The 20670-nt window shown below is 31.9% G+C and carries 18 protein-coding genes; 5 read left to right on the forward strand and 13 right to left on the reverse strand.

Features of this window, described 5'->3' with window-relative positions:
- Positions 1 to 3 precede the first annotated feature (3 nt).
- Positions 4 to 783: a zinc ribbon domain-containing protein gene (locus EAG11_RS13765; RefSeq protein ID WP_129539676.1), complete on the forward strand. Its 780-nt coding sequence runs from the start codon at positions 4 to 6 to the stop codon at positions 781 to 783.
- A 52-nt stretch (positions 784 to 835) separates the two neighbouring features.
- Positions 836 to 1690, forward strand: a complete 855-nt coding sequence (locus EAG11_RS13770) for an alpha/beta fold hydrolase (protein ID WP_129539677.1) — start codon at positions 836 to 838, stop codon at positions 1688 to 1690.
- A gap of 73 nt (positions 1691 to 1763) precedes the next feature.
- Here the strand turns inward: EAG11_RS13770 and EAG11_RS13775 are convergent, their stop codons facing one another.
- Positions 1764 to 2444: a helix-turn-helix transcriptional regulator gene (locus EAG11_RS13775; protein ID WP_129539678.1), complete on the reverse strand. Its 681-nt coding sequence runs from the start codon at positions 2442 to 2444 to the stop codon at positions 1764 to 1766.
- A gap of 76 nt (positions 2445 to 2520) precedes the next feature.
- Between EAG11_RS13775 and EAG11_RS13780 the strand changes: the two genes are divergently transcribed.
- From EAG11_RS13780 to rluF, 3 genes are all read left to right on the forward strand, one after another.
- Positions 2521 to 3687 carry a cytochrome P450 gene (locus tag EAG11_RS13780; RefSeq protein ID WP_129539679.1) on the forward strand — a complete coding sequence of 389 codons (1167 nt, stop codon included), beginning with the start codon at positions 2521 to 2523 and terminating at the stop codon, positions 3685 to 3687.
- A 15-nt stretch (positions 3688 to 3702) separates the two neighbouring features.
- Positions 3703 to 4038: an antibiotic biosynthesis monooxygenase gene (locus EAG11_RS13785; protein WP_129539680.1), complete on the forward strand. Its 336-nt coding sequence runs from the start codon at positions 3703 to 3705 to the stop codon at positions 4036 to 4038.
- Positions 4039 to 4169: 131 nt separating this feature from the next.
- The gene (rluF, locus tag EAG11_RS13790) at positions 4170 to 4982 is read left to right on the forward strand and encodes a 23S rRNA pseudouridine(2604) synthase RluF (RefSeq protein ID WP_129539681.1); all 813 of its coding nucleotides are present in this window, start codon (positions 4170 to 4172) and stop codon (positions 4980 to 4982) included.
- Between the two features lie 85 nt (positions 4983 to 5067).
- Here rluF and EAG11_RS13795 read toward each other — a convergent pair whose 3' ends face one another.
- The 12 genes from EAG11_RS13795 to EAG11_RS13850 form a co-directional block, all read right to left on the reverse strand.
- Complete coding sequence (locus EAG11_RS13795) at positions 5068 to 6162, reverse strand: glycosyl hydrolase family 18 protein (protein WP_129539682.1); 1095 nt, start codon at positions 6160 to 6162, stop codon at positions 5068 to 5070.
- Positions 6163 to 6334: 172 nt separating this feature from the next.
- A complete protein-coding gene (locus EAG11_RS13800) occupies positions 6335 to 6679 on the reverse strand; it encodes a mannan-binding lectin (protein ID WP_129539683.1) in 345 nt (114 codons plus the stop codon).
- 388 nt (positions 6680 to 7067) lie between these two features.
- The gene (locus EAG11_RS13805; protein ID WP_129539684.1) at positions 7068 to 7814 is read right to left on the reverse strand and encodes a LytTR family DNA-binding domain-containing protein; all 747 of its coding nucleotides are present in this window, start codon (positions 7812 to 7814) and stop codon (positions 7068 to 7070) included.
- Complete coding sequence (locus tag EAG11_RS13810) at positions 7807 to 9549, reverse strand: ATP-binding protein (RefSeq protein WP_129539685.1); 1743 nt, start codon at positions 9547 to 9549, stop codon at positions 7807 to 7809. The genes EAG11_RS13805 and EAG11_RS13810 overlap by 8 nt, the downstream gene beginning before the upstream one ends.
- 102 nt (positions 9550 to 9651) lie before the next feature.
- Positions 9652 to 10110: a hypothetical protein gene (locus EAG11_RS13815; protein ID WP_129539686.1), complete on the reverse strand. Its 459-nt coding sequence runs from the start codon at positions 10108 to 10110 to the stop codon at positions 9652 to 9654.
- A gap of 260 nt (positions 10111 to 10370) precedes the next feature.
- Complete coding sequence (locus tag EAG11_RS13820; RefSeq protein WP_129539687.1) at positions 10371 to 11255, reverse strand: bifunctional 5,10-methylenetetrahydrofolate dehydrogenase/5,10-methenyltetrahydrofolate cyclohydrolase; 885 nt, start codon at positions 11253 to 11255, stop codon at positions 10371 to 10373.
- Positions 11256 to 11382: 127 nt separating this feature from the next.
- Positions 11383 to 12735, reverse strand: a complete 1353-nt coding sequence (gene ffh / locus EAG11_RS13825; RefSeq protein ID WP_039112390.1) for a signal recognition particle protein — start codon at positions 12733 to 12735, stop codon at positions 11383 to 11385.
- Positions 12736 to 12985: 250 nt separating this feature from the next.
- Positions 12986 to 14671, reverse strand: a complete 1686-nt coding sequence (locus tag EAG11_RS13830) for an MBOAT family protein (RefSeq protein WP_129539688.1) — start codon at positions 14669 to 14671, stop codon at positions 12986 to 12988.
- A gap of 1 nt (position 14672) precedes the next feature.
- Positions 14673 to 16094: a GDSL-type esterase/lipase family protein gene (locus EAG11_RS13835; protein WP_129539689.1), complete on the reverse strand. Its 1422-nt coding sequence runs from the start codon at positions 16092 to 16094 to the stop codon at positions 14673 to 14675.
- Positions 16087 to 17565 carry an SGNH/GDSL hydrolase family protein gene (locus tag EAG11_RS13840; protein ID WP_129539690.1) on the reverse strand — a complete coding sequence of 493 codons (1479 nt, stop codon included), beginning with the start codon at positions 17563 to 17565 and terminating at the stop codon, positions 16087 to 16089. Before EAG11_RS13840 ends, EAG11_RS13835 begins: the two co-directional genes overlap by 8 nt.
- A gap of 343 nt (positions 17566 to 17908) precedes the next feature.
- Complete coding sequence (locus EAG11_RS13845; RefSeq protein ID WP_129539691.1) at positions 17909 to 19486, reverse strand: hypothetical protein; 1578 nt, start codon at positions 19484 to 19486, stop codon at positions 17909 to 17911.
- Between the two features lie 86 nt (positions 19487 to 19572).
- On the reverse strand, positions 19573 to 20667 hold the full coding sequence (locus EAG11_RS13850) for an HmuY family protein (protein WP_129539692.1): 1095 nt from the start codon (positions 20665 to 20667) through the stop codon (positions 19573 to 19575).
- Between the last annotated feature and the right edge of the window lie 3 nt (positions 20668 to 20670).

The raw sequence follows: 20670 nt of genomic DNA on the forward strand, positions 1-20670 counted from the left end.
AATATGGCGAATACGAAAGAATTAAGTGTTGAGGACAAGTTAAGAGCAATTTACGATTTACAGCTAATTGACTCTAGAATTGACGAAATCAGAAACGTAAGAGGAGAACTTCCATTAGAGGTGGAAGATCTAGAAGATGAAGTTGCAGGTTTAGGCACACGTTCAGAAAAATTGAAAAGCGAACTAGAAATAGTTGAAGAGCAAATCAAGACTAGAAAAAATGCTATTGATGATCATAAAGAATCTATCAAAAAGTATACAAAACAACAAGAATCTGTTCGCAACAATAGAGAATTTAACTCTTTGACTAAAGAAGTTGAGTTTCAAGAATTAGAAATTCAATTGGCTGAAAAGCAAATCAAAGAAATGAAAGTTTCTATTGAGCATAAAAAAGAAGTTATCTCTGGTTTAAAAGAAAAACTTGAGTCTAAAAGCTCACATCTAAAGCATAAAAAATCTGAATTAGATGCGATTATGGCTGAAACTCAAAAAGAAGAAATCTTCTTATCTGAAAAATCAGCTGAGTACGAAGGTTTAATCGAAGAGCGTTTATTAGCTGCATACAAACGTATCAGAACAAGTGTTCGTAACGGTTTAGCAGTAGTATCTATTGAAAGAGGTGCATCTGCAGGATCTTTCTTTACTATTCCACCACAAACTCAAGTTGAGATTGCATCTAGAAAAAAAATCATCACTGATGAGCATTCTGGAAGAATCTTAGTTGACAGTACATTAGCAGAGGAAGAAAGAGAAAAAATGGAACAATTATTTTCTAAATTCTAAATAATCTAAAGCCTCGAAGTTCGAGGCTTTTTTTATATCAAAAATTACAACTTTGAGATTTAAAGAAGGAATTCGTTTCATAACACTAAAATCCGTTGGGAAGTATATCAACTTTTTAAGTTATGTTCGTCCCAAAAAAGCTGCACAAATTTCGTATGCTCTATTTAGTCAACCTAGAGAAGGCAGATTAAGAAAAGACAGCTTACCACAAATATTACAAAACACTAAAACAGAAACGTTCCATCATAACGAGCATCATTTTCAAACTTACACTTGGGAAGGAAATGAAACTAAAATTTTACTCGTTCATGGCTGGGAAAGTAATGCTGCACGTTGGCAAAAAACACTACCTCACTTACAAAAATCCGGAAGTACTATTATTGCTATCGATGCTCCTGCTCACGGGCAAAGTAGCGGTAAAGAATTCAACGTACCTCTTTATGCTGAATTCATTAACAAAGCAGTACAAAAATACCAACCTACAATTATAATTGGTCATTCTATAGGAGGAGCAGCTTGTGTCTATCATCAGTACTTATTTCCTGAAAGTAGTATTCAGAAAATGGTTATTCTAGGAGCTCCATCCGATTTACAAACCCTGATCAATAATTATATCGCTATGTTAAGTTTAAACAAAAAAATGATTCCTCTATTAGAAAATCGTTTCATCACTCGTTTCAACTTTAAACTAGATGATTTCTCTGGAAAAAAATTTGCATCAAATTTTACTATAAAAGGACTGATCGCACATGATACTGCTGATAATGTTGTCGCTTTTGAAGAAGGAGAAAAAATAGCCAGCACATGGAAAAACAGCCAATTTATAGCTACAAATGGCTTAGGTCACGGCATGCATGACGATGAATTGTATCAGAAAGTTGTTGATTTTTTGTTTCTTGAAGATTAGAGAAAAGGTTCTAAGGTTCTAAAAAAAAGCATGTTGCTTTTTTTAAAAAAAATTGACTAAAAATCTAAGAAGTCTAAACAACTATTTTAAATTGTTTGTATAATTCTTTTTCTCCTTTTCCTGTAATAATTATTGCTCTGGAATTCTCAGTTTTTCTTAACCAATCATTAGCTATCATTTTATTTAATAACGACGTGGCCAGGGATCCTGCCATGTGATTTTTTCTTTCACTCCAATCAAGACAAGTCTTCAAGAATAACCGTCTTTGTTTCCTGACTTCATCTACATTTATTCCGAAGTCCGAAAACCATTTTATTCCTTCTTCACTAATTTCAAAATCGTTGTTAGTCTCGATAATTATATTCTGCTCTAATAAACTATTTGTTAAAGCCACACCTATTTTCCCCGCTAAATGGTCATAACAAGTTCTGCAATATTTTATTGGCGGAAGTTTTTCGGTATTCTTTTTTTGAGGAATTTTTTGTGGAGGAATAAGATTTGCCATTGCTTCGATAGCATAAGCAATTTCTTTACTTGAAAATCTATAATATTTATGACGCCCCTGTTTTTCTACACAAAGTAAATCGGCATCTAATAACTTCCCCAGATGCATGCTTATATTTTGTGGCGATGTATTCCCTACAATTGCCAATTCCGTAGCTGTAAATGCTTTTCCATCAAGCAATGCCCACATAATCGATGCTCGTGTTGGGTCACCTATTAATGTTGCGATTTTTATAAATTGTTCTTCCATTTTATGCAATCATAGTTAAATCCAGACTGAAGTATAAATACGTAAAGTTAAATAACTTTGTTAAAAATCATAACCTATGTCACCCACTTTATTCTCTCAATCGGATATCAAAGATCCTTATTATGTATATAAAACAATGCTTGAAAAGCATTCTATATTTTGGGATGATGCAAACCAAATTTGGATGATTTATTCTTATGAATATTGCACCAAAATTCTAAATAGTCCCAAAGTAAATATCCCTGCTATTAATCCTAATAACGAACAAGAACTTAATGAATATACTCTAAAAATCATCAATCATTTATCCCGATTATCAAACGGAATTCAGCATGTAATAGCAAAAGAAACTGCAATGCTTTTATTTGCTAACATGAAATCAATTGACATTAATCAAATCATAGCCGAATTACTAGATAGCAGATTAACCGAAAACAAAATAGATTGGGTTGACTCTGTTTGCAAAAAACTTCCTGTTTTGGTTATTTTAAAAAGCTTTGGTTTTGATCAAGATGATTGTAAATTCATTTCTGAAAAAATAGAACATCTTGTAAAAATAATGCACCCTAATAAATCTGCTAAACAAATTCAGGCTATTAATGAAATCTCCGAAAGCAGTTATTCAATAATAAAAAAACAGCTGTCGAATCTCAGTTTTTATCAGCCTTTACTAGATAAAATATCTGAATCACATCAGATTACTTTAGAAGAAACGACAACAATATCTGTGAGTAATTTGATCGGATTATTGATTCAAAGTTATGATGCTGGCAGGGGAATTTTGAGTAATTCCTTATTACAAATCACTAATAATCCAAATCTAATTTCTAAGAACAATATTGACAAAACCCTGATACAAAAGTTGGTTATCGAAACTCTACGATTTGATCCACCAATCCATAATACAAGAAGAGTTGCAATTACAGATATTATATTAGATAAAACAGTAATTAAAAAAAATGAAATTCTATTATTGGTACTCGCTTCGGCAAATCGTGATCCTAAAAAATTCGATGATGCACTGAGTTTTGATATCGAGAGAATCAATAACAATGATAATCTTACCTTTGGGATTGGCAGCCATATGTGCCTTGCTAAATACTTTTCGATTCATCTTACAACCGAGACTTTATTTTATTTATTAAATAATTATAAAACAATTACATCTCTAGAAAATAACATTCTGTACGAACCTTTGATAAATGCCAGATTACCTAAAAACATCTGGATTTCGATTCAATAATTTAAATAAAATAATATGATAGCAGTAATTTTTGAAGTAATTCCTAACGAAGAAAAAAAACAAGAATATCTTGACATCGCTGCAAGCTTACGGCCAGAGCTAGATAAAATCTCTGGTTTTATATCTATAGAGCGATTTCAGAGTCTTAATGATCCGGGAAAGATTTTGTCTTTGTCATTTTGGAAAGATGAAGAAAGCATCCAACAATGGAGAAATCTCGAAATGCATCGTAATGCTCAATCTAAAGGGAGACAAGAAATTTTTAAAGATTACCATTTAAGGATTGCCGATGTAAAAAGGGATTACGGAATGTTCAACAGAAAAGAAACACCAAAAGACAGTCCTTTTTAGAGGTTCGGAGGTTCTGAACTAAAAAAGCATGCTACTTTTTTAGTTATTATTAAAATTCAATAATATAAGAAATCTAAGAAGTCTAAAAGGTCTAAATCCCAAGATGTCTATTTTTTGATTACTTTTGCATTATGGAAGAAAATCTAAAACGCCTCAACAAATTCATTGGAGAAACTGGGTATTGTTCTCGTCGTGAAGCTGACAAACTAATCGAAGAAGGACGCGTAACCATAAACGGAGTTGTGCCCGAAATGGGAACAAAAGTTTCACCTAATGATGAAATACGCATAGACGGAAAGTTAATCGTAGAAAAGCACGAAAAACCCGTTTATTTAGCTTTTAATAAACCTGCCGGAATAGAATGCACCACTAATTTAGAAGTTCGTAATAACATTGTAGATTATCTTAACTATCCTAAGCGTATTTTTCCAATTGGAAGATTAGACAAAGCCAGTGAAGGATTAATTTTTATGACTAATGATGGCGATATAGTAAACAAAATTTTACGCGCAAGAAATAACCACGAAAAAGAATATACTGTAACGGTAAACAAGCCTATAACTGATCGTTTTATTGAGCGAATGGGAAATGGAGTTCCTATTCTGGACACGGTAACTAAAAAATGTAAAGTTGAACAAATAAGCAAATACATTTTTAAGATTATTTTGACTCAAGGTTTAAACCGTCAGATTCGTAGAATGGCTGAATATCTAGGATATGAAGTTACAGCCTTAAAACGTATTCGTATTATTAATATCTCTCTTGATGTTCCCCTAGGTCGCTACCGTGATTTAACCGATGCCGAAATTAAAGAGTTAAATGAGCTTATTGAACCTTCTAGTAAAACAGAAGAAGCCAGTTTACCTAAAATTGAAGCTCCAAGAAAGAGAACTGAGTTTATAAAAAGAGATGATCCTCGATTTAAGAGAAAAGGAGATTATTAATCTAATCTTCTATAAAATATATTTCAAGAAAAATCCTCAACATGAGGATTTTTTTTTGACTACATTATTATTCTATCAATAAGTATTAGGAACAATTTGGTAATTTATTCCAATTACCACTTCCATACCAATCATTTACAAGATTACCTAACAAATCTACATTGGGTTGCTCTTGGAATGCATAAACCATAACTCCTCCGTAACTATTATTCTTCAACCATTCAACAGCCGTAGTTAGTGGTTCTGGTGATTTCCCTGATTCGAAACCACAAACTAATGTATTTTTAGCCATTCCCAATTCATAATAAACAGGAAGTCTATTTTCTGGCGTTTCCCAATAAGACATCTCCCAACCATAAGAAAGGTTATCTACCAAAGTCCTGTTTTGGTAAACAGGAGTAAAATATTGACTATCTTCAAATAAAGCCTTCGAAATAATGATATCAGGCATAAGTCTTTTCATCATTGTAGTAACCATAACTAATGAAGATGGATTCTGGTTAGGATTTTTACTGTATTCATCATCAATATCAATTCCGTCTAATCCCAATCTGTCTACTACCTCTTTTAACTGTTCTGCAAAATTTGCTGCTGTTGCGGCATCTGGAAACTCAGACCATCCTGAATCATCCCAATTATTCAAAAAAGTTAGCAATACCGTTATCCCTTTATTTTGTAGCTCTTGAACTACTGCTGATGTAAGTCCAGCATACTCAGGGTTACCAACTGCATATGGATATCCATCAGGCACTTTGGTATTGGGAGCCAATTCTATCATTTTTGAAGGAAAAGGCTTCAGATTTATATTAGCTGCAAAAATGCAAACTACATCAACTGCGGCGCTCCCATCTGCCATTGTATAACAACCAGCTGTTTGAATTTCACTTAAAGTTACATAAGCGACAGACATACCTGTTTTTTGATATGAATCACATTGCGGTGCACTTCCATACCAAGGCTCTCCACTAAAAAATACTGCATCTCCAGGATTAAAAATCCCTTTATCCCCCAAATTTTCAAGAATCATTCCTTCTCTACAAAAGAAGAAGAAGGTAATTTTTGGATTTTTAATTGCAATACGTTTCGCTTCTTCTAGAGTACAATTCGGAACTTTTTTAATTAAAGTATTCCAGTCTGCACCTTTAAACATTGCCGAATTAGCTTTTTTGATCCAGGCCATTTCTATTTTTTTTAAAATTTATTATTTTCTAAAATCTATTAATCCAAAGTACATTTATCCTTTTTAAATAAATTTCAGCATATAAAAATTATGTGATTTTATTCCTATAAAAAAACTAGAAATACATAAAGAGCATTTCTAGTTTTAGAATTAAGAATAAACTAATTAAAAATTAAAAAGTATATTTAATTTCTATTACGCTCATCTGCCCTTGTACGATTGTTGACCATTGTCCTGTGAATTCTGCGCCATATGAAGCTGCAATTACAGAGCCCACTTTTTGAGCCTCATCATTACTCCATAATGGTCCAGCCAAAACATTAGTTTTAAATTCGTTATTTCCTCCACTTTTTACGTTTAATTCTAATTCAACTACACTCATTTGATTTTCTACAACGGTACTCCATTGTCCTGTCCATTTACCTTGATGTGCAGCTGCTACTAAAGGGGCTTTTTCATTTGCATCTTGTTGATTCCAAATAGGACCTGCTGGGATATTAACTTTAAATGTTGCCATGATAAATATTATTTAAAAATTTATTATTTCTGACTTTTAAGGCTTTTTCAGATATGCCTCGTTTTTTTGAGTGGTTTCTGAACTCCACTTTCATTTATATTTAAATAATCAACAAACAACTTTTTATAGGTTAAAAATAACGGTAGGTTATTATTTATTGATCACTTAAATAAAAAATTAAAACATGCTAGCCTATCTTTAATTTTCTATAGTAAAGCTACATAAGAACATTATCCCTCAACACAAAAATGTTACAAAGCAAAGAATCAATGTTATAAGAAAATGAAAAGATGGTATAACGTTAGAGACAGAAAAAAACAGGCAAAAAAAATCCTTCTTATTTAATGAAGGATTTTTCAAATGGTGTCAAGTCATAAAAAGTGCAGATTTATCTCAATATCCGAAACTTTCGAACAAAGTCTTTGTATTTATCACTTAATGTAATCTTATGATTCCCTTTTAGAACAACCAGATTATCATTAACTATTATTTCTTCTATTTTACTTGAATTCACAATATAATTACGGTGAGTTTGACTAAACTTAGCTGGATTTAAAAATTGGCTAATTTTAGTTAACGACATTAAAACTACAAACTTTTCGGTATCGGTAATTATATTGCAATAGCGATCTTCTACTTCTACATAAATAATATCTTCGATTCGTACTTTTTTCAAAGCTTTATTTTTCTTTATAAAAAGATATTCTTCGCTTATAACTGTATTTTGATCTTCGTTAAGAAAAACATTTGTTTGTCCATAAAATTTCTCAACAGCCATTTCTAGTGCATACAAAATTTCTAATTCATTAAATGGTTTCAACAAAAAACTAAAAGGTTTAGTCAGTTTGGCTCTTTCAAAAATCTGACGATCTTTTGAGCTTGTCAAAAACACAAATGGTTTTATTCCATTAGGCACTATTGTGATTGTCTCTGCAAAAGTTACCCCCTCAGGCTTTCCGTCTAAAAAAACATCTATAATTACTATATCAATTGTATTTTTATAAAACAAATCTAGGGCTTCAGCATAGGTTCTTGCTACTCCTACAATAGTATAGTTATTAGCAATAAGCACTTTAGAAAGAGCATCACTTTCTGCAGGAGTATCTTCGATAATAAGAACATTTATATTATCCATTATTATTAGCCTTTGGTAATATTATAATTATTTTAGTTCCAATATTTTCTTCACTTTCAATTTCAAACTTTCCTCCATTTTTAAAAATCATTGTTCTACACAATTGCATTCCTAATCCCGTTCCTATCCCGTCATCGTTTTTCTTTCTAGAAAGTAAAACTGTTTCTTTTAAAAGTATTTCCTTCGTTTCAGTGCTCATTCCAACTCCTGTATCTTCTATCACTAAATAACAAAAATCTTCATCTGAAGGTCTTGAATAAATCGAAATTTTCCCATTCTCTTTTGAAAATTTAATAGCATTATCAAGTACATTTCGAATAATTATCTTTAGCGAATCCAAATCTGCATATACAAAATCTGAAGTAGCAACCTTGTTTTCAAAATGAATATTTTTATTAAGCATTAAAGGCTTATAATTATATTCTACATGTTGTATGATAGTATACAATTGCAACGGTTCCTTATAAAAATAAGCTTGTTTTGTTTGTAGTAAAGCCCAATTAAGCAGGTTGTCTAACAAATTATAAGCACCATTGGCAATCATACTGTTGTTATGGAGCAACACATCAAGTTCGGCAAAATTCTTACTTTCAAGGTTCTCAATTAATTTAGTATTACTAATTTTCAAAGCGCTCACTGACGCCCTAAGATCATGACTTACTATCGAAAACAATTTATCTTTTGCCGCATTTAATTCATCTAATTCATTTTTTTGAGCTAGTATAATTTTATTATTTCTTATTTTTTGCCTGTAAAAATACCCCCCCGTAACAAACAAGATTAATAATAATATAGAAGATATTAGCAAACCATTTCTTTCGGCTATTTTCACCTTATTCTTCGCCTCAAGTACATTAACCTCTTTTTGTTTTTCTTTTAATGCAAATTTCTTTTCCAAGTCAGCAATCGCCCATACTTTATTCTGATCATTTAAAGAATCTTTCCAAGCTTCATACTCTTTTCGATATGCCAAGGCTAATGGAAAGTTTTTTCTATTTTCTTCAACCACAGCCATATTTAAAGTTGCTGTTTGCTTTAATTCTAATGATTTAACTTTTTTAGATAAATGATATCCTTTCTCAAAATAAGGAATTGCCTGTTTGTCTTTGTATTGGTCATAATACAGAGTAGCTATATCCATATAAGATCCTATCAATAATAAAGTGTCTTTTTCAGCTTCTTGCAGATTGGCACCTTTAAAGAGATACTCTTCTGCTTTATCAAATTTATTGAGGTGTAAATAACATAATCCTATGTTATGTAAAACAGTACTATTTTTAATATCATAGACAAATTCATTAGGCAGCTTTTCTATTTCTTGAAAATATTGCAAGGCATTTTTTAATTCATTTTGCTCTAATGCAATTTCACCTAATTTCATTTTTACTTTATAAAAGAACGGAAAATTATTAGAAATTTTTCTTAGTTCTTCTTTAGATTCCTTAAAGAGTTTTTTTTCTTTAAAACTAATTCCTCTAAAATAATGGCAGAAATCTTTTAGTTCTTTATTTTTAACATTACTAATTTCTTTCATAGAATAGACCAAAGTTGAATCCCAATTACTTTGTCTAAAAAACATCTGAGCTTTATTAAAATTGGTTCTTTCTTTAAATTTTTGGGCTTTTGCTTCAATTGCAATGGACATTAAATTACCAACACGTTGTTGTTCTTGAGAAAAAAGAAAGAAGGAAAGAAAAAATAATATTGAAGTGGTTAACAATCTAATTTTAGTCATTACACTCTTGTACTTTATATATTTTTTTTTTACGAATTAAAACAAAAGCGTTATAGATTTTTAATCTATAGCACTTTTATCTTGTATACATAAGGAAACTGGCTATCCAGCCTGAACTGTTGTTACAGTCCCTCTTGACCCTATTGGATCAACATCCCAAAGGAAAGTTACGATTGTTTTTATTTGTGAAAAATCATCAAACGGTATTGGATCTGCATAAAAGGTAACTTCGTAAACATTAAATTCCTTAGCTACTGTCTCTACCATATCGTAGCAAACAAAAAATTGCAACTGAGGAATTCCTTCGATATTTACATAGCAATTCTGATAAATACTTAAACACAAATCAGTTTGCTCATCTTCAGCTATAAAAACTACAGCTTGCACAACAAGCTTTTCTTTATTGTTTTCAAAACTTGCTTGAACAATTGGAGGCAATAGTGCTTTCGATCTATTTTCTGGGAACGAAACTGAACCAATTGGTCTTGCATCAATACTTTCAATACATACCCCAGGAGGGTATTTTATTAAAACTTCCGAATTTAAATTTGTTGTACTCATAATTTTAAGGTTGTTAGTTTATAGGTTTGGGACCTAATAATAGTTAATAAATTATTTTAAAAATACCGAATAACCTATATCAACATTACTAATGCATAAATAGTGTTAATTCTATATCAAATATAACAAAGAATTTCCTAATAAGTTTTAAACTTTTAAAAATAATAACCTGACAACTAGGTTTTTATACATTTGAATACTTTGTATAAAAAAACCTTAAACAAATGTTTAAGGTTTTTACTCAATTTTACTATATATGTTTAGTTTTTAGCACTTCGCATTTTTCTTGCCTGCAATGTGTTTTTAAGTAACATTGCAATGGTCATTGGTCCTACTCCACCTGGAACTGGTGTTATAAATGATGATTTCTTACTTACTTCATTAAAATCAACATCACCTGTAATTACATATCCTTTTGGATGTGTAGCGTCTTCAACTCTTGTAATTCCAACGTCGATAACTACAACTCCATCTTTTACCATATGTGCTTTTAAGTAATTCGGAACTCCTAAAGCTGTAATAATAATATCGGCATTTTTAGTAAACTCTTCTATATTCTTAGTTCTACTATGCGTAAGCGTTACTGTTGAATCTCCTGGATTTCCTTTACGGCTCATCAAAATACTCATTGGTCGTCCTACAATATGACTACGTCCAATAACTACTGTATGTTTTCCTGCAGTTTCTACTTTATAACGTTCTAACAACTGCATGATTCCAAATGGTGTAGCTGGAATAAAAGTTTCCATCTCTAAAGCCATTTTACCAAAGTTTGTAGGATGAAAACCATCTACATCTTTATCTGGATCTACAGCCATTAAAATCTTTTGTTCGTCGATATGTTTTGGTAAAGGCAATTGTACGATGTATCCGTCTAGATTATCATCTTCGTTTAATTCTTTAATTTTAGCCAACAGCTCCTCTTCAGTAATCGTTTCTGGTAAACTTACCAAAGTTGAATCGAAACCTATTTGTTGACATGATTTTACTTTACTACCTACATAAGTTAAACTAGCTCCATCGTTACCAACGATTACAGCAGCTAAATGAGGCACTTTACCTCCTGCATCTTTAATCGCTTGCACTTCTATTGCAATTTCGTTTTTAATATCTTCAGCTGTTTTTTTCCCGTCTAGTAGTTGCATTGTTTTTTTTTAAGTTTCAAGTTTAGTATTTTAGGTTTCAAAAATAGAAACCTAATATTTATATTAGTAAAAAAGTTTCAAATTTCAGTCTCAAAAAATTGAAACCTGAAACTTGAAACTATCTTTTTTATCTCGGCATTCCTCCTGGCATTCCTTTCATGCCTCCCATCATTTTCATTAAATTCTTTCCGCCTGGGCCTTGCATCATTTTCATCATTTTGCTCATTTGGTCGAACTGCTTCATCAGTTGATTTACTTGCTCGATTTTGGTTCCGGAACCTTTTGCGATTCTAGCTTTCCTTTTCACATCGATTACTGCTGGCTTACTTCTTTCTAATGGCGTCATCGAGTGTATGATTGCTTCAATATGCTTGAAAGCATCATCTTCAATTTCTACATCCTTCATGGCTTTTGAGGCTCCTGGTATCATTCCTACCAAGTCTTTCATATTACCCATTTTCTTTACTTGCTGAATTTGCGATAAGAAATCATCAAAACCAAATTCGTTCTTAGCGATTTTCTTTTGAATTTTTCTTGCTTCTTCTTCATCAAATTGTTCTTGTGCTCTTTCTACTAACGACACAACATCACCCATACCAAGTATACGCTCTGCCATACGAATAGGATAGAACACATCGATTGCGTCCATCTTCTCTCCTGTACCTACAAACTTAATTGGTTTGTTTACTACTGATTTAATTGAAATAGCAGCTCCTCCACGTGTATCTCCATCTAACTTGGTAAGGATAACTCCGTCGAAGTTTAATATATCATTAAATGCTTTTGCAGTATTTACAGCATCCTGACCTGTCATAGCATCCACAACAAATAAAGTTTCTTGCGGCTGGATTGCTTTGTGAACACGTGCAATCTCGTCCATCATTTCCTGATCTACGGCTAAACGTCCTGCTGTATCGACAATAACAACATTAAATCCGTTAGCTTTAGCATGTTTAATCGCATTCTGTGCAATCTCTACAGGATTTTTATTTTCTGGTTCTGAGTAAACCTCAACTCCTATTTGATCTCCTACAACATGCAATTGGTTTATCGCCGCTGGACGGTATATATCACACGCTACTAAAAGCGGTTTTTTATTCTTTTTTGTTTTTAAATAATTAGCAAGTTTTCCTGAGAAAGTAGTTTTCCCTGATCCTTGCAATCCTGACATTAAGATAACGCTTGGTGTTCCTGACAAGTTTATTCCTGCTACATCACCCCCCATTAACTCAGTAAGTTCGTCTTTTACCAACTTAACTAATAATTGTCCTGGTTGTAACGTAGTTAAAACGTCTTGACCTATTGCTTTTTCTTTTACTTTGGTAGTAAAATCTTTAGCAATTTTAAAGTTAACATCGGCATCAAGTAAGGCACGACGAACTTCTTTTAAAGTTTCGGCAACGTTTACTTCTGTAATTTTACCGTGTCCTTTTAATATATGGAAGGCTTTATCTAACTTATCACTTAAATTATCAAACATACTATTTTCTTTATTTGAAGTGCAAAGATAATCTAATTAGACATTTCAGGCAATTTTTATTTAACTGCAAAATACGTTTTGATTTTACTGCAAAGTTCGCAAAGTATTACGCAAAGCTCGCAATGCATTTTCTTCGCAAAGTTTCTTGTTTCTCGCGGATTTAGCAGATTATTTTTTAAAGTACAAAAGAAAAAAGCGCAAAAGAAAAAACCTTTGCGCCTTTGTAACTTTTTGTCTATGAACCTTTAAATTAAAATTGAAAATAGATAAATGGTTGTGAACCTGCAACTGCTGTTGCGTAAACTATCCAATATACAAATCCTAAAACTATTGCTTTTCCTATTAATGGAGTATTATCGAACACAAACTTCATTTTAGCTATAATAGTTTCTGGTAAAAAGTGCCATACATAACCAAATAACATCAATAAAAATACATTTTTATATCCTATTATTATTGTTTGCCAATGCTCTGGTTCAAATGTTAACTGACCAATATTGTTAATTACTTGTATTGCCGTATCAAAATCTTTTGCACGGAAGAATATCCAACAGAAAACTACAAAGTGAAATGTAAGTAATATCGAGAAGAATTTCCAAATAGAACTGAATCCGTTACTTTCTTTCTTAGAAGGAAAAAGCTCTACAACTATTTTATGAACTGCCAAAGCTAATCCGTGTAATGCTCCCCAGATTATAAACTGGGCTCCTGCGCCGTGCCACAATCCTCCTAAAAGCATTGTTGTAAATAAATTAAAATTAGTCACCATCGTCTGTTTTAATTTGCTTGAAAGCAAAAATGACAAACAAAAAACAGCTATTCCACCTACTGCTATTACCAGCGGAACAATACTCTCTGCTGAGTTTGTAATTCCCCAAAGTAATAATCCGAAGAAGAATAAACTAGGAAATAAAAATCCTGCAAATGTCCCTTCTCTGTTTCCTCCAATAGATATATATAAAAAGTCTTTTAACCAAGTTGATAACGAAATATGCCATCTTCTCCAGAAATCAGTAATCGACACCGATTTATATGGTGTTCTAAAGTTAGCTGGTAATTTAAACCCAAGTAATAATGCAATTCCGATTGCCATATCTGAATATCCTGAGAAATCACAATAAATTTGGATTGCATATCCATAAGACGCCATTAAATTCTCGAATGAGGTGTAACTCATAGGCGTATCAAAAACACGGTCTACAAAGTTGACTGAGATATAATTCGAAATCACTGTTTTCTTAATTAAACCTCCAATAATTAAAAACAAGGCATTATTTACATCCTCTTTGGTAAGGTTTAATTTTTGATATATCTGTGGCAAGAAATCTTTGGCTCTTACAATTGGTCCAGCAACTAATTGCGGGAAGAAAGAAACAAAGAATAAATACTCAATATAATTTTTCGTTGGTTTAATCTCTTCACGATAAATCTCAATGATATAACTCATCGATTGAAATGTATAAAATGAAATTCCCACTGGAAGAAAAATATCATGTAGCTCAAAATTACCATGAAACATATCGTTATATGTAACAATCATAAAGTTCATGTACTTGAAATACCCTAGCAATCCTAAGTTTAGGATTACACTTATTATCAGGTATATTTTCTTTCGAGACTTTACAGTTTCATTGTAAATTATTTGACTCAATCCGTAATCTACAACTGAGGAGACTAATAATAGTAAAAAATATATTCCGCTAGATTTATAATAAAAGAAAAGCGAGAATAGAATAACATACGTTAATCTTAAATAAAATGTTTTGCGTAAAAAAGCATACACAAAATAAAAAACCAAAAACAATCCTAAGAATAAACCGGTATTGAATAATAATTTTTCTTCTGGATTATATATAAACCAACCCTTAACTTGTTCTAATGTAAGCGCACCAAAATTTTGAACGAACCAATCATTAATGCTATCAACTGTTATCAACTTATTTTTTTAATTTAAAATTATTGTATTCGTTTAATAATGCTTTCGAGAACAAGTTTCCTTGTTTTTCATATCCTTTTTTGGAATAATGTACCCAATCTGGACCTATTAATCCTTCGGCTTTTAGCTTTCCGATTCCTTGCATACCTCCAAACTCATTATACAGATCCCAAACTGCTAATCCATCTGTCTGAGCTGTTTCATATATGTGTTTTGTATAATCGGCAACAAATGTATTGGGTTTTCTTCCTTTTAATAATGATGGCGGTGGCGTCATAACTAGTACAGGAACATGAATATTTTGCGCTTTTAGATTGCTTATAAACTCTCTTAATTGTTTTATGTAACTCGAAGCTTCTAATCTATCATAACTTTCGTTTGTTCCTAATGACAAAACTATCATATCAGGATGCAACGATTTTAGTTGCTCAAAGAAAACTGGATATTTATTATAATCAGAGAACTTTGCACCATTTACTCCAATACCGCTATAAATTAATCCTGACGAATTTTTCTCGAGAATCAATCCGTTAAGCTCATATTTCTTAGCATCTTTATTTGGAATAAGATAAATTTTATCTAACGCTTGCTCTGTATTATAGTAATGTGAGAATGAATCTGATTCTATATCTAAAGGAACGTATTGTGATTGTGAGATTGTTTTAGGGCGTGTTTCATTTGTTACAATCTTTAATGTCCTCCCCGCTCTAATAGCATTCGATTTTAAATGATTGGCTCTTTTTATCTCCGCAATCGAAACGTTGTATTTATCCGCAATAAGCGAGATTGCCTCTCCTTTTTTGATTTTATGCGTAATTACTTTTCGCTCCGAGGATTGAATCATATTTGTTTGAATGCGAGTTGCCAAATCAAACATATGCTGGTTTTTAGGTGTAATGATCTTGATTGTATTAAACTTATACACTGGATCTTTTACATTAACTTCGATTACAAACCCATCTGTGTTTCTCCAAAGTGCTATTCCGCTTAAGCCCATTGGACAATCTTTTACTGGAAGAATATTTCGATAGCTTTCCCAAACTTTATTCGAACGGAAACGTTCGTTATAAGAACCATTTGTTTTTGCTAATGAATATGGAAAAATAAAACCTCTTCCTGCATTTCCTAATTCTTTTTGGAGATCTTTTCGAATTTCATTTGTCATCAGATCACTCTGAATGTGTGAATCTCCTATATGAACAATATTTATTTTATGGTTACTATGATTTTCATTGTCTTTTAATCTCTTAAAAAAGTTATCTAATACTTTCGCATTATAAATTTGATTTCCTACCAAAGGCTCTACAGTTGTTGTATCTATATTGCTAATCATTTTTTTGGTCATTAAAATTGGCTCTGCCTTTTGTGCTTTATTATTAGACGCAAAAAGAAGACAACAAAAGAAAATAATAAGTTTATTCATCTACACTATCGTTTATTACAGACATAGAGTCTGTATTTGTTTTCCTGACTGTTTTTCCTTTTTTTATGCCCGCTTCTCTTTTTTCACGTAAAACTTTATATTGTTCGTATCCTTTATTTAATTGATCATAAAGTAATCCTCCAATTGCTTTGGCTCCGCGTTGATTAAAATGCGTATAATCTTTATTCGCTTTTGCTGGTGCTTCATCTACCCATTTTACCATTGAACCGTCTCCACCCATCAAAGTATATAAATTCACAAATCCTGATTCTGTCTCTAAAGCATAACGTTTTTGAGCTTTCATTAAAGGAACAACTGCTGAATCAGTTTTCATTTGCATATCATATTTTGTCGATTTATCGGCAGTCGAAATGATTAAAATAGAAACTCCTGGAAAAGATGCTTTTATTTTATTAACCGCTTTAGTCATCCCTTTTCCGTACCAAGAATAATTTTTTGTACCATAATTCAAAACGTTAGTTCCATAATGAAGTATGATCAAGTCATATTTTAAATTGGCATTAAAACTTTGCATTACATTGGCGTCAAAAATAGAAATTGGCATTCCCGAATTCCCTCTTTGCGAAAAGTTGTCTACATGGACTCCACTTCCATTATCAAAATTAAAGCCATAAATTGGAATTGAATCTGCATGAATAAAATTAGCTTTAAATCCTTTTATACTTTTAGAAGTCACTTTTATAGTGTTGACCAAATTATTTGGAGCAAGAATTTTGGATATAGTATCTTTACCTATTATGAAATTTACTTTCCCTGATTTTGATGATTTTCCGTAATACAAAGTTGGATTATCCAAACTAGTAGCAAATTTACTTAAACCTGCTTCGTATGAAACCCAAGTTGAATTTGACTTGTCATTTGCAAAAAAGACGTGTCCATTTACTCCAAAAGGACTTATCGGTTTCTTTACATTAAGATATGATTGTGCCTTCCAGTTTTTAGAAGATAATGATTTCACCGAAGCTCGTGATGCAGATGACTCTGAACTGATAGAAACAAACCCAACTCCTGTACCTCCAAATCGCTCTTGGTAATTATTTCTAACATCTTGCACGATTAAATCACCATCTGTCATTGAATCACCATAATAGGCAATTCTTACTTTTGCTTCTGGATGTTTTTCTAATTGGTATAATTTATCGTAAAAAGAAATCAGGTATTGATATCCCTTATAATCATCGAAAGTTTCCGATGGAAATTCTATACCCTCATTAGAATTAAAAGTAATATTCTCCTGTCCTTGCTGGTCAGCATCAGTACTATCTCCTTTTTTAGATACTCCCTCTTTTTCAAATGATTCTAAAAGCATACTATCCACAAGTACATTTTTGGAGTCAACTTTACTTTCAGGGAAAATTTTATCTGGTAATATTTGTTTAAAACCAATGAAAGCTACAAATGCTAATGCAATAATTGCAAAAGACTGAAAAAAATAAGATTTTGTATTCACTTGTAATTATAAATTTTGAAGACTAAAATCAATAAGAATCCTACTACTCAAATTTCCTATTAATTTAATTAAAACATTTGCAAAGATAGAATAAACAATAATCTATCTTTCTTTTTTTTTGATTAAATGAAAAATAAAAAAGAGGCTAGATAAATCTAACCTCTTTCCAAAAAAAAAATAAAAAAAACCAAGTAATCTTCTAATTGAATTTAAACATAGTCTTGTTTATATAAGTCGATAAACCATAACGCTACCTGTTGAAATAACTTATCATTTTTTGTTTCCATTAAAATTGGAAACTTTATTTTCACAATCTTAAAATAAGCTGTTTTAGATATTACAATTATTGATATATAATCTTCCCTGACTTTACTTCTTGATTATCTGACATGATTTTATAGTAATACAACCCTTTTTTATAATGAGTTGGAATATTCCATTTTACAACTTGATTTGGAGTAACTGTCCCTTTAAACACAGTTATTTTATTACTCATGTTCTCAGAATAAACAACTAGCTCTATTGCTCTATTTTCAGAAAAACCAGTAGCAAAATTAACTGCATCTGATGTTGGGTTAGGATACATTACTAACGAATCTAATTCTGAATTAAGCTTTAAAGTAGAAATAGGCAATATAGTGACCCAATTACTTATTGATTTTTGCCCTCCAGACCCTACAAATCTTCTAATAGCCAAACTAGGATAATTCTTTAAATAGTCATACATACTCTGTTTAAGTTCAAAACTTTGTCCCGTATCTGGTAAAATGTAATACGGTTCTTCGCCTCCCAATAACTCCCATGAATATTTGTAAAATCCAGTCCCTCCAGTTGGCAAACTACCTGTTATTTTACTCCCATTAATTGAAATTATATTATTCTCAATATCGGGAGTAGGTAATATCTTCACAAAACTTGTCACTTTGGTTTGTCTACCAGAATTCACATACCTCCTTATAGCCAAGCCAGGATAAATCTTTAAATAATCATATATACTCTGAGTAAGTTCAAAATTCTGCCCACTCCCTGTCAGCATTATATAAGGATCTTCTCCACCCCATAACTCCCATGAATATTTATAAGAACTAGTCCCACCTGTTGGTAAACTCCCAATAATTGTAGAACCACTTAACATAATCGAATTATTTTGTAATTCTGGTGCTTGATTAACTGTTATTGTAACCTCATTACCAATATATAAAACACCTCTAGTCGCAGTAATTCTATAACTAGTTGTCTCAAAAAGTAATCCTGGCGAATATCTAGTATCTACTGCTCCAGGAATAGAAGTCCAAACTCCATTTTCAGTTTTACTCTCCCATTGCAAATTATATCCAAATATTCCTTGAGTAGAAACTACAACTGGGGATAAATCCCCTTCATTTATAGTATGATTTGATACTATTGTGCCATTATAATTTGCATATATGGTAATATCAGTATTTAAAACTGGATTTGTAGGGTTCGTAGGGTTCGTAGGATTGGTTGTAGAGCTACTTTTTGTGATTTTTTTATCCCCACTTTTATAAGTTGACCCTGAATAAGCTTTATATTCTGCATACAAAACACCCCCCGTGAGATCGAAATCACTTGCATTCAAAGTAATTGTCATTGTCCGCCCTGCAGAACCTCCTCCTGAAAAAAGTAAATTCCCTCCGAAACCACCTAATGGATTATTAGCAGGAGAAGATCCATTTTTTTTATAATAGACGTTTATACTTCCTGGAGTACCGTCACTTGGTGATTTTGTTGCGCTTACTCTAATATGGAACGATACCGAAACTGATTCTTTAACTCCAAAATCTATTTTTTCCGCAGACTGACTATTAACTGTCATATTACTTAGCGTCACGCTAAACTGTCCGTAAGAAAAAACACTAAAAAAGACCAGTGAAACCACTAATAGTATTTTTGTTTTCATAGTAATTTATTTTATTAATAGCTCTGGGGGACTTTTATGATAAAATAAGGAATCTTAGTAAAACACTAAGATTCCTTATTCTTAGATTATTTTAATAACGCATATTCAAATGATACATTACCTCTTTCTCCTGCAGTATTTATCATAGTAAGGAATTTAACTTTATAGTAATTCCCTTCTACATCTTTAACGACAAAGAAACGATCTGTCCTGATACTTGGTAATGAACCTTGTCCTCCGCCATTTCTCCAGTTAGCACCAATAACTCTCTGATCAGTTGTTGATTTTGCAAAATCAGTTTCAACAACTTTCGCTTTTGTAAAATCGGCATAAGATCCTCCAGTTGCAACCAAAACTTGATATGCCTGAGTTCCACCTTTCATATTTGAAACGATGAAGTCAGAAAAACCATAACTTACATCACCTTTTCCTCCATTGAAGTAATTTGTGAAAGTGGTAAAATTCAAATCCCAATTCGCTTTTTGTGGCTCCACAGACACTTGCTTCCCATCAGTTAAGCTGAAAAAAGTAAAATTAAAATCTGACGTTTTTGTAACAATTTTTTCTTGAAAAGTTGTTGAAGCTAAATCAGCATATTGGATTTTATATCCATTCCCACTTCTTAAAATTCTAATTTTTTTCCATCCTCTTGGATCTCCATCAACTTCAACACTACCAATAGCTGCCTTTTTTGTTGCAATTTGTGCACCAAGGTTTACTAAATATACTTTGTTATCTGCATCTGTAGCTGAAATCTCTGCAATTGCAGTTCCAACTCCTGCTCCTGCTCCTTTTAAAACTCCAGTAGGATTATCTACATAACCATTAGATGCTAAAGTTTCACCTCCTCCAACAGATACATCAGAATTAATTTCCTGAACCAAAGTAATATCCGAAGTTTCTAGTTTTTTCACAGCCATTTTAACAGATCCGTTGATTGCAACTCTAAAATCTGAACCACTAGAAAATCCTAAATCCCATGTTGCTCTATTCACAGACTCTATCTTTCCAGTACTTAAATCTACAAAAACCTGATTTGGCTGATTTGGCCCGCCCACACTTGGCTGTAATACTTGTCCAACAGAAGGACCAACTGGTGTATTTGTATCATTGTTGTCATCGCTTGAACAAGCTCCAAGCGTCAATAATGCGAATGATAATAGTAAAAATGTCTTTTTCATTTT

It is taken from the genome of Flavobacterium sp. 140616W15 (assembly GCF_003668995.1).
In the GTDB taxonomy this organism is placed as follows: Bacteria; Bacteroidota; Bacteroidia; order Flavobacteriales; family Flavobacteriaceae; genus Flavobacterium.

Bases quoted from the DNA above. Each gene is read 5' to 3' on its own strand.
- EAG11_RS13850 (WP_129539692.1), bottom strand. From the start codon at position 20,667: ATGAAAAAGACATTTTTACTATTATCATTCGCATTATTGACGCTTGGA.
- EAG11_RS13810 (WP_129539685.1), bottom strand. From the start codon at position 9,549: ATGACTAAAATTAGATTGTTAACCACTTCAATATTATTTTTTCTTTCC.
- EAG11_RS13845 (WP_129539691.1), bottom strand. From the start codon at position 19,486: ATGAAAACAAAAATACTATTAGTGGTTTCACTGGTCTTTTTTAGTGTT.
- EAG11_RS13765 (WP_129539676.1), top strand. From the start codon at position 4: ATGGCGAATACGAAAGAATTAAGTGTTGAGGACAAGTTAAGAGCAATT.
- EAG11_RS13800 (WP_129539683.1), bottom strand. From the start codon at position 6,679: ATGGCAACATTTAAAGTTAATATCCCAGCAGGTCCTATTTGGAATCAA.
- EAG11_RS13820 (WP_129539687.1), bottom strand. From the start codon at position 11,255: ATGCAACTACTAGACGGGAAAAAAACAGCTGAAGATATTAAAAACGAA.
- EAG11_RS13785 (WP_129539680.1), top strand. From the start codon at position 3,703: ATGATAGCAGTAATTTTTGAAGTAATTCCTAACGAAGAAAAAAAACAA.
- EAG11_RS13805 (WP_129539684.1), bottom strand. From the start codon at position 7,814: ATGGATAATATAAATGTTCTTATTATCGAAGATACTCCTGCAGAAAGT.
- EAG11_RS13835 (WP_129539689.1), bottom strand. From the start codon at position 16,094: ATGAATAAACTTATTATTTTCTTTTGTTGTCTTCTTTTTGCGTCTAAT.
- EAG11_RS13775 (WP_129539678.1), bottom strand. From the start codon at position 2,444: ATGGAAGAACAATTTATAAAAATCGCAACATTAATAGGTGACCCAACA.
- EAG11_RS13780 (WP_129539679.1), top strand. From the start codon at position 2,521: ATGTCACCCACTTTATTCTCTCAATCGGATATCAAAGATCCTTATTAT.
- ffh (WP_039112390.1), bottom strand. From the start codon at position 12,735: ATGTTTGATAATTTAAGTGATAAGTTAGATAAAGCCTTCCATATATTA.
- rluF (WP_129539681.1), top strand. From the start codon at position 4,170: ATGGAAGAAAATCTAAAACGCCTCAACAAATTCATTGGAGAAACTGGG.
- EAG11_RS13795 (WP_129539682.1), bottom strand. From the start codon at position 6,162: ATGGCCTGGATCAAAAAAGCTAATTCGGCAATGTTTAAAGGTGCAGAC.
- EAG11_RS13815 (WP_129539686.1), bottom strand. From the start codon at position 10,110: ATGAGTACAACAAATTTAAATTCGGAAGTTTTAATAAAATACCCTCCT.